Origin of the sequence: Bacillus cereus group sp. BfR-BA-01355 (assembly GCF_022663675.1) — a bacterium.
Classification (GTDB): Bacteria; Bacillota; Bacilli; order Bacillales; family Bacillaceae_G; genus Bacillus_A; species Bacillus_A thuringiensis_S.
In genome coordinates this window covers 36091-48397 of the sequence record NZ_JAKUFY010000015.1, presented here as the reverse complement: position 1 = coordinate 48397, position 12307 = coordinate 36091, and the positions used below count along the sequence as shown (strand labels likewise).

Below are 12307 nucleotides of genomic sequence, written 5' to 3'. Positions count from 1 at the left end.
TTTTATTATCCCTTTCGACACTGCCATATTAACTTCTACAAAGTGTCAAACTAGATACTTCCCTTGCCCCTCTTTCATATAACAAACTTCCGATTTGCCTAACTGTAATTCCTGTCGTATACACGTCATCAACGAGTAAAATATGTTGCCCACAAAACATCTCTTCTCCCTGAAAATAAAAAGGATTGCTTCCTGACATCCTTTCTTTACGCGTCTTCTTACTTTGCTTTTCTGTTTCTCGCCGTCTTAAGGAAAAATCAGAAATACGGACAGGCAAACAAGTTGCTAATAACTCCGCTTGATTAAAGCCACGTTCAACTTCCCTTTCCTTACTAAGCGGAACAGCGATAACGGTTGAAACATCAGCAAAATACTTTTGAAATAAACTTCGAAAAGGACGATAAAAAATGCGCACTAACTCTGCATCACCCCGAAACTTAAACTGTGCTACTATTTCTTTCATCTCATTATCGTACATGTATAACGAACGGTTTTTAAAAGGACGATACTTCTCCTCATTCATCCACCTTATACAATCTATGCAAATACCGTCTTCTTGAAATGAGGCAGGAACAAATTCTAAAGGTCGGCCGCACTCCATGCAAATTTCTCCTATAATATAGGAAAGTTTCTGCTCACATCTATCACATATATATTTTCTATGACACTTTACAAAAAAAGTGTACCAACTAACCTTTTCTACAAAACACTCATCACAAAGTAAACAATGCATTAATCGATCAATCCTTGTTCTTTGGCATTTTTATTCATACCTTGAATATGTTTTTTCGCGCGCACCATCGCCTCTGTCTTACCATAGTGAAAATAAATGACCTCTCCATACGGTGCTTCAAAGCTCCGCCCTGCCCGGCCCGCAATTTGTACGAGTGCACTTTCTGAGAATATTTCTTCTTCAGCCCCTAAAACCGCTACTTGCAAATTTTTCACCGTTACGCCTCGCTCTAAAATTGTCGTTGTAACTAATAATGGGATTTCTCCTTTTCTGAAAGCCGCTACTTTTTCTTTTCTCCCCGGATCTTCTGCATGTACACCTTCAATTCGCTTGTTTAATGATTTTAACAACAGGCTTATCTCTTCTATATATCGCACATGGGGGACAAATAAAAAAATAGGATGTTTTTTATTTAAGTATGTTTGTAACCACTGTAGTAAAACTCGAGGAATTCTTTTATGAATGAGGCTTTTTTTCCAATTCCCGCACCAACAAAATAAAGGAACTGGTAAAGGATGACGGTGATATCGTCCAGAAACAATAACACCTTTTTGTTCACCTTTTCTAAATTTTCGCTTCCACGTTTCATCTGGAGTCGCAGTTAAATAAATACGCGCCGCCCTTTCTTTCATCGCTTGTTTTACCGCGTACTGTAACATTTGATCTGCACAATATGGAAAAGCATCTATCTCATCTACAACCATGACATGAAACGCCCTATAATAACGCAATAATTGATGCGTGGTCGCAACGACTAATACTGCATCTTTTTCTTTATCCACACTCCCTCCATATAAAGCCGCTACCTTTATATATGGAAATACTTCTTGTAATCTCGGTGCTAATTCCAGAACAACATCCGTTCTCGGCGTTGCGATACAAACTCTTTCTCCTTTTTGAAGCGCTTCGTTAATACCGTAAAACAACATCTCTGTTTTCCCAGCCCCGCATACAGCCCAAATAAAAAATGATTCTTTTTGCTTAATAGCCTCTACAACACCTTGTGCCGCCAAATTCTGACCAGTAGACAACTTCCCGTTCCACTGTAACAAGTTTAATTTCTTTTCTCTCTTTCTTTCAGCAATCCCGCGAACAAGTACAGCACATTCACTTACCCTCCCCATCGTTATACACTTCCGGCAATATGTGCACACTTTACTGCACCTTCTACATAAAAACGACGCAAATAGCCGCTGATCTACATTTCCGCAGCGTTGGCACATATTATATTTAGAATTCTTCTTTTTTACACCTTGTACACATATGACCTCTCCCTTCCTTTTCAAACCATTTAATTCCCTCTGTAAATCTGAAGAAAGTTCGTCTAATAGCAACTGTTTCCCCGCCAGCATCAACAATCACCTCCAGCACTACTATAAACCCTTCTTCAAATCCCGTAAAAACTCAAAAAAGCCGATAACCTACTTATAAAATAGTAAGCTATCGACTTTATACACGTTTTTTATTGAATTATAATTCTATAATCTTCCGTAACCTAAGAAATGTTTTTGGTTGTAAGAGCTATTTACACTACCGTAAGTAACACCTGTTGACTCATCAGCAGCATGAATTATTTGACCGCCACCGATATAAATACCAACGTGAGATACACCTTCTCTATATGTACCTTGTAAGAAGATAAGATCTCCTGGTTTCGCTTCAGATGCGCTAATCTTTTGTACAGAACTCCACAGGCTTCTAGTATCTTGACGACCTAAACCGTAAACATAAGAGATTAAACCACTGCAGTCAAAACCACCGTTTGAAATTGACGCACTACCCCATACGTATTTTAGACCTACTAAACCTTTAGCTTTTTCGACAACATCTTGTCTGCCACCTTTAGTATCAGCTGGTACTTCTGGAGTTGGAGCTGGTTTTTTCGCTTCTTCTTTTTTAGGCTCTTCTTTTGGAGCTTGTACAGCATTATTTGCTGGAGCTGCTGGTTGAGCTTGTGTTGGTGCTGGTTGAGCCGCTGCTGGTTGTTGTGCAGCTTGCTCTGCTTGTTTTTGAGCAGCAGCTTCTTGTGCAGCTTTTTCTTGCGCTTCTTTTTCAGCAATTTGTTGTAATTTTAATGCTTGTTGTTCAAGCTCTTTTAATTGGCTTTCCGTACTTGTCATTGTAGTTACAACTGTATCCATTTTACCGCTTAAATCGTTTACCGCTGTTGCTTTTTTCTCTTTTTCAGCGTCAAGTTCTTTCTTAGCAGTTTCAATTTGAGCTTGTGCTTCTTTTAATTCTTTTTGTTTCTCTTTTACCGTTGCAACATCTTTTTTCACACTAGCTTGATCTTCTTGCTGTGTTTTCATGATATCTTCATCAGACTCAAGAATTTTAGAAACAGAAGTTAAACGATCAACTAAATCTGCAACGTTTTTAGAGTTTACAAGAACTTCTGTTACAACGTTCGTATTTGGTTGTTCTTGAAGTGCAACTAAACGCTTTCTTAATAACTCTTCACGTTTTGCAATCTTTGTTTGTAATTCTGCAATATCTTTATTTTTCTTTTCAATTAATTGCTCAGTATCAGAAACTTTTTTCGTTGTTTCATCAAGTTTTGCAGCATTCTCTTGAACAGACTTATCTAAACCTTGAATTGTTTTGTTTAAGTCATTCATTTGTTTTTGTAATTCATCACGTTCTTGTTGTTGTTTATGTAAAGTGTCATTTTGTGTATTAATTTGTGATTTCACGTCAGAAATTTTATCTTCTGCAAATACATTTGGTGTTAGTCCTGAAAACATTAACCCTGCAACTAATGCGCAAGATGCCATTTTTAGCTTTTTCATTTTATTTTTTACACCGCTTTCTTTTTTCTTTTTCCGTATATAACCTATAAAATTTATACCATAATTCGGGATTTTTTTTGCTAATGTTACGTTTTTGTAAAACAAATGTAATATTATTTGTAGCTCTAGCGCAAAATTCGTATATTTTTGTATGTATGTGTAGAAATTTATATACTTTTCTCACTTCTGTAAACAAAGAAAAAACGTAAGGAATCCCTTACGTTTTATTAAATATACGAATACAAATGAAATGCTACTTCATCCATTTCTCAGCCCAATTTTGGACCTCATCCATAACACTTTCTAACGCTTTTCCCTTGTCAGTTAAGCCATACTCGATTCGAACTGGTACTTCTGGATAAACATTACGAACTACAATGCCCTCGCTTTCCAATTCCTTCAAACGCTCTGACAACATACGATCGCTCATATTTGGGATAATATCTGCGATTTCTCTAAAACGTTTCGACTCTTCAAGCAAAGATTTAATAATTAAGCCAGTCCATTTCTTACTAAGCAAAGTAAAAGCTGACTCAAACTTTGGACATAAACAAGAATTATGCTCCATATGTTTCACCTCTCTTCTATTATAATATAGTTTCTTGTAAAAAGTAAGTTATAAAACTTTCCTCATTATTTTATTTTACGTACATTTTACCATTTCCAAATATTAACTTGTCAACTAAACGTAACATACCCGTAAAAAAACCCTCTTAAAAAGAGAGCTTTTTATATCTTTATTACTTCGTATACCATCCAAGACCTAATGCACCTTCACCTAAGTGCGTACCAATTACAGCTCCAAAATAACCTGTACGAATTGTGACGTGAGGATATTTTGCTTCTAATTCTTTCTTCCATTCATTCGCTTCCTCTTCACGTTGCGCATGAATGATAACTGCTTCCATAGGTACACCTTTACTTGCTTGCTCATCAAAAATTTCAATGATACGTTTTAATGCTTTTTTACGTGTACGAATCTTTTCAAACGGAATAATGATTTTATCTCTAAAATATAAAACTGGCTTCACTTGTAACAGACTGCCGATGAAAGCTTGCGCGCTATTTAATCGACCACCACGTTGCAAATGATGTAAATCATCAACTACAAAATAGGCGTCCATCGTTTTCTTCATTTCATCAAAACGAGCGATAATCTCTTTTGGATTCTTTCCTTCACTTGCTAACTTTGCACCTTCACGCACATAAAATCCTTGTACTTCACAACTAATTTCAGAGTCATACGTATATACATCAATACCCTCTACCATCTGTCCAGCTGTTGTTGATGTTTGATATGTACCACTAATTCCACTTGATAGGTGAATACTAATAACTGCATCATAATCTTTAGCTAGTTCTTCATATAGCTCAACAAACTTTCCGATTGCTGGTTGAGAAGTTTTTGGAAGTTCCTCTTGTTCACGTACTTTCACATAAAAATCATCTGCTGAAATTTCAGCTTCTTCTTGATAAGATTCTGTTCCAAACACAACGTTTAATGGAATCATATATATATTGAGTTCATCACGAATTTGCTTCGGTATATATGCTGTACTATCAGTAACAATAGCTATTTTCATTTTCGTACCTGCCTTATAAAAAGTTTTATTTCCTAATTTTACACGAAAACTACAAATGGTGCATCCATACAGGGAAATGCCGGTTGAAATTATACTCACCATCTCGACAAATTACAACAAAAAGATAAAATAATCACCAAAAACTTCAACGTATTTAGAAAAAATGTTTGAATATAAAAAGGCTCGCTTTTAAAATGGAAAGTACTAGTCATTTTGATAGATAGGGGCGTATACAAGTGCTATTACAATATTTAACAATCAAAGACTACGGCGAACACGAAATCGTCATTCAAAAATCAAGATTTATTTGTTATATTAGCCGAGCAACGACTGAGGAAGAGGCTCAAGAATTTATACAAAAAATAAAAAAACAACATTGGAATGCAACACATAATTGTTCCGCTTATTTAATTGGCGAACAAGATCATATTCAAAAAGCAAATGATGACGGCGAGCCTAGCGGTACAGCTGGCGTACCAATGCTAGAAGTACTTAAAAAACGTGGACTAAAAGATACCGTTGTGGTCGTAACACGCTATTTTGGTGGCATTAAACTTGGCACAGGTGGATTAATTCGTGCATATGGAAAGTGTACAAGCGAAGGCATTAATCATGTCGGTGTTGTCCAGCGAAAACTAATGCGTGTGATGCAAACCGAGATTGATTACACATTACTTGGCAAAGTGGAAAATGAATTACGCAATTCAAAATATGCCATTAAAGATATACATTATCTAGAAAATGTCACATTTGATACGTATGTTGAAGAAGACGGCAAACAAGCCTTTACAGATTGGATGATTGAATTAACAAACGGGAAATGTACAATTACAGAAGGAGATATGTTGTACTTAGAACAAGATGTTATCTAAGCATAACTCTTTTATCACCTTTAAAGATTAATGTAGTGAATTACTTCCCTACAAATGAACTAACGAACTAAGGAGATTATATATGGAAGAACGTTATTATCATCTCCAAAATAGCAGAATAAAAAAGAAACGAAGAAGGAAACTTTTCTTCTTCCTTATTTTCGCATTTTTATTTGGCAGTATAGGAGTTTATGTGTTAAATTCTTACTCTTCTCTTATGGGGATGTATAGTGGTTTTACTCGTGAAAAATCGGATTTAAGAAACAAAGATGTAGAAATTACAAAGGAACCTTTTACAATTCTCATTATGGGTATAGAAGATTATGCGACAGACGGTCAAAATGGTCGTACAGACTCATTAATGTTTGCAACAGTCAACCCGAAAACGCAAAAGATTTCACTTATGAGTATTCCTCGTGATTCTCGAGTTACAATTGTTGGTAAAAATAAAGAAGACAAAATTAACGCTGCCCATGCTTACGGCGGAGAAGAAATGGCAATCAAAACTGTCGAAGGCTTTCTAAAAGTTCCTGTAGACCATTATCTTAAAATTGATTTCCAAGGCTTTAAAGGTATCGTTGATGCTGTTGGCGGTGTTACTGTTGACGTACCCTTCGATTTCTGGGAGCGCTCTGACGTGGATTACTACAAAAAAATTCAATTTAAGCAAGGACAGCAAAACTTAAACGGTGAAGAAGCACTTGCTTACGTCCGTATGCGAAAGCAAGATCCAAATGGCGATTATGGTCGAGCTGCTAGACAAAGACAATTACTGGCCGCTGTTGCTCATAAACTAAACTCCACATCTACTGTATTTAAAATTAAAGATTTAACGGCTGTCGTTGGAAAATATATAAAAACCGACATTCCTATTTCAGACGGACTTGCTCTTTACAATAAAATTTCTGGATTTGATCCTTCTACAATGCAAACGTTAAAGCTTGAAGGCGAAGACAAAAAGATAGGCGGTATTTATTACTTCCTTCCAGATCCAATCAGTGTAGAAACGGTGCGTAACGAAATTGAAAAAGAATTAGGAGAAAAAGCAAAAAATCCAACTACAAAAAACAACTCAAATCCTGATTCAAATTCAAGTTCTAACGAACAAACAAAAAAAGAAACAAACCAAAATAAAACACCAACTGATCCGCCACCTTCTACAAATGCTCATGCAGAGTGGATTATGCGCAATCAGCCATAACAAAAAGGCCCAATCTATCCGATTGGGCCTTTTTTATTTACTTATTAAAGTGTTGTAAAATTGCTTCTACAATACGCTCTGATGCACGACCATCACCGTAAGGATTAGATGCTTTCGCCATCTTATCATGAGCTTCTTTATCTGATAACAACTCATCAGCAAGACCAAAGATTGTCTCTTCGTCTGTTCCTGCTAATTTCAGCGTACCTGCTTCAATACCTTCAGGGCGCTCTGTTGTATCACGAAGAACAAGAACTGGTACCCCAAGTGATGGAGCTTCTTCTTGTACACCACCAGAATCAGTTAACATTAAGTATGAACGAGCTGCAACATTGTGGAAATCAATTACATCTAGCGGCTCAATTAAATGAATACGGTTATGTTCACCTAAAATTTCATTTGCTATTTCACGAACAACAGGGTTCATATGAACAGGGTACACAACTTGTACATCTTCATGCTTATCAACAAGACGCTTAATTGCACGGAACATATTACGCATCGGTTCACCTAAGTTTTCACGACGGTGAGCTGTCATAAGTACAAGACGATCATTTCCAAGTTTCTCTAGTACAGGATGACTATATGTTTCTTTTACAGTCGTTTGTAGCGCGTCAATCGCTGTATTTCCTGTGATGAAAATACGTGACTCATCTTTATTTTCCTTCTGTAAGTTCGTTGCTGATTTTGCTGTTGGTGAGAAATGAAGATCCGCCATTACACCTGTTAATTGACGATTCATCTCTTCTGGGTATGGAGAATACTTATCCCACGTACGAAGGCCCGCCTCAACATGACCTACTGGAATTTGATTATAAAAAGCAGCTAAGCTTGCAATAAATGTTGTTGTTGTATCACCATGTACAAGTACAATATCCGGCTTCGCTTCTTTCATTACTTTATCCAAACCTTCTAAGCCACGCGTTGTAACATCAATTAAAGTTTGGCGGTCTTTCATGATATTTAAATCGAAATCTGGCGTAATTCCAAAGATACTTAATACTTGGTCTAACATTTGGCGATGTTGTGCTGTTACAGTCACAATCGATTCAATTTTTTCTGGGTGTTTTTGCAACTCTAATACAAGAGGTGCCATTTTAATTGCTTCTGGACGTGTCCCGAAAATTGTCATTACTTTTAAACGTTCAGTCATGTGATTGCCTCTTTTCTTTCACTAATTACAGCTTCTATTATGACATATAAAAATATGTATGAGTACATCCCTTTTTAACGCATAACAGAAACTTTTCTATTACAAATACTTTTTCTTCCCACCGAGTAATAATCTATCTTTTGTTTCTTAACATCTTCATCAGTATAACAATTTCTCCCATCAAATAAAATAGGCTCCCTCATAAGTTGTACGTACTTTTCTAACGGATAAGTTTGAATATCTTCCCATTCTGTTACGATAAAAACCGCACTCGCATCTCTAATCGATTCATCTATACATCTACTATATTGTATAGCATCTCCAAATATATTTTTCACATATTGAATTGCTTTTGGGTCGTAAAGAACAATATCTGCACCTATATTAATTAATGCTTCTATTATAATAAGAGATGATGCCTCTCTAATATCATCCGTATTCGGTTTAAAGGATGCGCCAAGAACTGCAATCCGCTTTTTATTCATGTTCATGACTTTTTTCGCTTTTTCAATCAATAGCAGTTGTTGCTTATTATTTACTTCAATAACCGCTTTTAACAAACGAAAATCATGAGCAACATTTCCCGCAATTTGCACCAGCGCTTTCGTATCTTTTGGAAAACATGATCCCCCGTATCCAATACCTGCATTTAAAAAAGATGCACCGATCCTCTTATCCATTCCCATCCCTTTAGCAACATCCAATACATTTGCGCCTACCTTCTCACATATATTTGAAATTTCATTAATGAAACTAATCTTTGTAGCTAAAAAGGCATTCGACGCGTATTTAATCATCTCTGCACTTTTAATATCTGTAACATACGTTTCTAAGCGTAATTCGCTATACAAACTCTTTACTCTTCTTGCTACTTCCTCACTATCTGCTCCAATTACAATACGATCTCCATGAAAGAAATCATAAATACCTGAACCTTCACGCAAAAACTCTGGATTCGATACGATATGTAATGTATATCTCCCCTTTAACTCCTCCTCAATCCATCCTTTCATTACATCATTTGTACCTACTGGAACTGTACTTTTCGTAACAACAATAATATCGTCCTTCGCATATACTCCAATATCATTACAAGCACTCTGAATATACGTTAAATCCGCCGTCCCATCTAATAAAGGTGGTGTTCCAACTGCAATAAATATAAACTCTACATCCTCAAACGCCTCTTCTTTATTTGATGTGAAAGTTAAAGCATTATTCTCATATGCATGATTTATTAATTCATGTAATCTAACCTCATAAATAGGTAAATCCCCTTGTTTTATCCGTTCAATTTTCTCATCATCTATATCAAAACATGTAACTGAATGCCCCAACTTTGCCAATCCTACTCCTGTAATCAATCCAACATATCCAGTACCTACTATCGTAATTTTCATTTCCTTTTCGCACAGGAATATACAATAGAAAAGATATGAAATATAGAATTCTCCCTGCGCTTCCCCCTCTCACATTAAAAATGAGAAAACTCTTTTCCTTTTTCATTATATGAATTACTTCCCTCATTCTTTTTAAAGTTTTTGTAAAATTAAATGCACTATAATATAAAGTGAAACTTAATCATTGGGAATCCAGTTACCAGCTCACTCCAGATAAATTCCCACATTTTAACACGAGACTTACTCATTTCTACGTGTAACACTTATAATACTGAACTAAAAGTATTCACTATCGAAGAAAAAGAGGAAATGTCATATTCCAAAGTCCAGTACGATTAACCTTCTTATATGATTCAATATTCTATATACAATTGTCATATATTCTATCCGCTTCCATTAACCGTAAAAAGAAAAAAAGATTGAATTCTAATCTTTTTGTGATACCATATGTTATGAGCCTGTAAATAAACATCATAATTTTCAGATAAATATATTTTCAAAAAAAAAAATTACGTTAGACTATAAAGGGTGGGGTATTAATGGACTCACAAGTGATTTATGCCATTTTGGCATCTTTCATCACTGTACTCGTCGTTACTCCTTTAGTTATTAAATTAGCTTTTAAAATAGGAGCGACAGATAAGCCAAACGCACGTAAAGTGCACCAAAAGATTATGCCACGTCTTGGCGGGTTAGCAATCTTTATCGGTGTAGCTGTAGGATTTGTTGTCGGCGGCTTATATGAGCAAAGAATGTTATCGATAACGCTAGGTGCGATTATCATTGTAATCATTGGAATTTTAGATGATATGTACGAGTTATCTGCGAGAGTAAAATTCGGTGGACAACTGTTAGTTGCCATTATGATTGTAAAAAGTGGATTATTAGTGCAAGTATTATATATCCCATTCCTTGGGGATACTGAACTTGGATGGCTTGCTTATCCAATTACAGTATTTTGGCTTGTAGGTATTACGAATGCAATCAACTTAATTGACGGCTTAGATGGATTATCTGCTGGGATTTCATCTATCGTACTTGCAACGCTAGCATATATGGCCTTCACTAGCCCATGGGGTACTGGAACAGCGATTATCTTGCCACTCGCATTAATTATATTAGCAAGTACAATTGGATTTTTATTCTACAACTTCCATCCAGCAAAAATTTTCATGGGAGATACAGGAGCACTATTTTTAGGATACTGTATTTCTGTTATATCGTTACTTGGATTATACAAAAGTGTAACGTTATTCAGTTTTATTGTTCCAATTATCATTTTAGGTGTACCTATATTTGATACGATATTTGCAATCATCCGTCGTATCGTAAATAAAAAACCTATTTCAGCACCAGATAAATCGCATTTACATCACCGCTTACTTGCAATGGGATTCTCTCATCGCAAAACGGTACTAATAATATACGCATTCGGTATTTTCTTTAGTGTAAATGCCATTATTTTCACTAGTGCAACGTTATGGTTATCCATTATTCTTCTTTTCGCTTTGATTTTCTTCACAGAAATCATTGCTGAAATAATCGGGCTTGTACATGAACGTTACAAACCACTTATTTCCTTTTATAAAAAAGTGAAAAAACGCGAAGACTAATTGTAGTATAGCCTTTACCATTATGAAATATTCAAATAGCACCCTCTTTCTTATAAGAGGATGCTATTTTTTTATTCATTATTTTACATTTCCAAAATATAGATTGTTTGAGAGTTCCTCTATTGGAGAAAGATATACATAATAAGAAACGTATCAAGTTTTCTTTTTACATCTTGATTGTCAAACTGAGGGTGAATGTTATGATCAAGCGAGTATTGCAATGTATTATTTTATTTTTAACCATTACTATGTACGCATCATCTAATACTGAAGCAACAACTGTTATTCCTGCTGAATATCATCCAAATACTGAAACGACCTCTCCTACACAAAAAATTGCGTACTTAACATTTGATGACGGGCCAAACAAATATACTACACAAATTTTAAACATCTTAAAAGAAAAGAACGGAAAAGCAACTTTCTTTGTTATTGGCGGAAAAGTGCCACATTACACAAAAACGATGCAAAGATTAATTAAAGAAGGACATTATATCGGTCTCCACAGCATGTCACATGATGTAAAACGCCTTTACACTGGTGACCCTTCCACTTTAATTGCAGAAATGGAGCAAACACAAAGCATTGTCCAGCAAGTTACGAAATTAAATACACATCTCGTTCGCGTTCCATATGGTAGTATGCCTTACTTAAAAAAGAATTACCGTGACGCACTTGTATCGGCCCAGTATAAAATGTGGGATTGGACAATCGATACATACGACTGGAAAAGCTATGACAATCCTTCTGCCATACTCGAAAGAGTACGTAATCAAAGTGATGAACAAGTAGAAGTCATTTTAATGCATGATTCGAGTGTAACCGTACAAATACTGCCAAAAGTAATTGATTATTTACAGTCACAAGGATACAAACTTCTTCCCTATAATCCTTCTTCTCATCTCAAGGTAAATTTTTGGAAAGACACAAGATTGTAACAGCTTTAGTGCCTATGTGCTAAAG

General features: G+C 35.6%; 11 protein-coding genes. 4 read left to right on the top strand and 7 right to left on the bottom strand.

What is annotated here, in order from left to right; genetic code table 11:
• Positions 1–28: 28 nt before the first annotated feature.
• From MR167_RS07515 to MR167_RS07495, 5 genes are all read right to left on the bottom strand, one after another.
• Positions 29–733, bottom strand: a complete 705-nt coding sequence (locus tag MR167_RS07515) for a ComF family protein (protein ID WP_044783038.1) — start codon at positions 731–733, stop codon at positions 29–31.
• Complete coding sequence (comFA, locus tag MR167_RS07510; protein ID WP_242314289.1) at positions 733–2085, bottom strand: ATP-dependent helicase ComFA; 1353 nt, start codon at positions 2083–2085, stop codon at positions 733–735. Before comFA ends, MR167_RS07515 begins: the two co-directional genes overlap by 1 nt.
• A 126-nt stretch (positions 2086–2211) precedes the next feature.
• Entirely contained in the window at positions 2212–3627 is a 1416-nt protein-coding gene (locus tag MR167_RS07505; RefSeq protein ID WP_242314287.1) for a C40 family peptidase, read from the bottom strand.
• A 148-nt stretch (positions 3628–3775) separates the two neighbouring features.
• Positions 3776–4090, bottom strand: a complete 315-nt coding sequence (locus MR167_RS07500; RefSeq protein ID WP_000400857.1) for a winged helix-turn-helix transcriptional regulator — start codon at positions 4088–4090, stop codon at positions 3776–3778.
• Positions 4091–4262: 172 nt separating this feature from the next.
• Positions 4263–5105, bottom strand: a complete 843-nt coding sequence (locus tag MR167_RS07495; protein ID WP_000684725.1) for a DegV family protein — start codon at positions 5103–5105, stop codon at positions 4263–4265.
• A 236-nt stretch (positions 5106–5341) separates the two neighbouring features.
• Between MR167_RS07495 and MR167_RS07490 the strand changes: the two genes are divergently transcribed.
• The gene (locus MR167_RS07490) at positions 5342–5977 is read left to right on the top strand and encodes a YigZ family protein (RefSeq protein WP_242314285.1); all 636 of its coding nucleotides are present in this window, start codon (positions 5342–5344) and stop codon (positions 5975–5977) included.
• An 82-nt stretch (positions 5978–6059) separates the two neighbouring features.
• Positions 6060–7178, top strand: a complete 1119-nt coding sequence (locus MR167_RS07485; RefSeq protein ID WP_000392802.1) for an LCP family protein — start codon at positions 6060–6062, stop codon at positions 7176–7178.
• Positions 7179–7215: 37 nt separating this feature from the next.
• Here the strand turns inward: MR167_RS07485 and wecB are convergent, their stop codons facing one another.
• Together wecB and MR167_RS07475 are read right to left on the bottom strand one after the other, a co-directional pair.
• Positions 7216–8331 carry a non-hydrolyzing UDP-N-acetylglucosamine 2-epimerase gene (gene wecB / locus MR167_RS07480; RefSeq protein WP_000140145.1) on the bottom strand — a complete coding sequence of 372 codons (1116 nt, stop codon included), beginning with the start codon at positions 8329–8331 and terminating at the stop codon, positions 7216–7218.
• A 74-nt stretch (positions 8332–8405) separates the two neighbouring features.
• Entirely contained in the window at positions 8406–9731 is a 1326-nt protein-coding gene (locus MR167_RS07475; protein ID WP_242314283.1) for a UDP-glucose dehydrogenase family protein, read from the bottom strand.
• 539 nt (positions 9732–10270) lie between these two features.
• Between MR167_RS07475 and MR167_RS07470 the strand changes: the two genes are divergently transcribed.
• Positions 10271–11344 carry a glycosyltransferase family 4 protein gene (locus MR167_RS07470; RefSeq protein WP_000378320.1) on the top strand — a complete coding sequence of 358 codons (1074 nt, stop codon included), beginning with the start codon at positions 10271–10273 and terminating at the stop codon, positions 11342–11344.
• A 200-nt stretch (positions 11345–11544) separates the two neighbouring features.
• Positions 11545–12282, top strand: coding sequence for a polysaccharide deacetylase family protein (locus tag MR167_RS07465; protein WP_000597185.1), 738 nt, complete (start codon positions 11545–11547; stop codon positions 12280–12282).
• Positions 12283–12307 lie beyond the last annotated feature (25 nt).

What these genes read in the sequence shown, in the direction of transcription:
- wecB (WP_000140145.1), bottom strand. Translation starts at nt 8,331, where the DNA reads ATGACTGAACGTTTAAAAGTAATGACAATTTTCGGGACACGTCCAGAA.
- MR167_RS07465 (WP_000597185.1), top strand. Translation starts at nt 11,545, where the DNA reads ATGATCAAGCGAGTATTGCAATGTATTATTTTATTTTTAACCATTACT.
- MR167_RS07500 (WP_000400857.1), bottom strand. Translation starts at nt 4,090, where the DNA reads ATGGAGCATAATTCTTGTTTATGTCCAAAGTTTGAGTCAGCTTTTACT.
- MR167_RS07515 (WP_044783038.1), bottom strand. Translation starts at nt 733, where the DNA reads ATGCATTGTTTACTTTGTGATGAGTGTTTTGTAGAAAAGGTTAGTTGG.
- MR167_RS07495 (WP_000684725.1), bottom strand. Translation starts at nt 5,105, where the DNA reads ATGAAAATAGCTATTGTTACTGATAGTACAGCATATATACCGAAGCAA.
- comFA (WP_242314289.1), bottom strand. Translation starts at nt 2,085, where the DNA reads ATGCTGGCGGGGAAACAGTTGCTATTAGACGAACTTTCTTCAGATTTA.
- MR167_RS07475 (WP_242314283.1), bottom strand. Translation starts at nt 9,731, where the DNA reads ATGAAAATTACGATAGTAGGTACTGGATATGTTGGATTGATTACAGGA.
- MR167_RS07485 (WP_000392802.1), top strand. Translation starts at nt 6,060, where the DNA reads ATGGAAGAACGTTATTATCATCTCCAAAATAGCAGAATAAAAAAGAAA.
- MR167_RS07470 (WP_000378320.1), top strand. Translation starts at nt 10,271, where the DNA reads ATGGACTCACAAGTGATTTATGCCATTTTGGCATCTTTCATCACTGTA.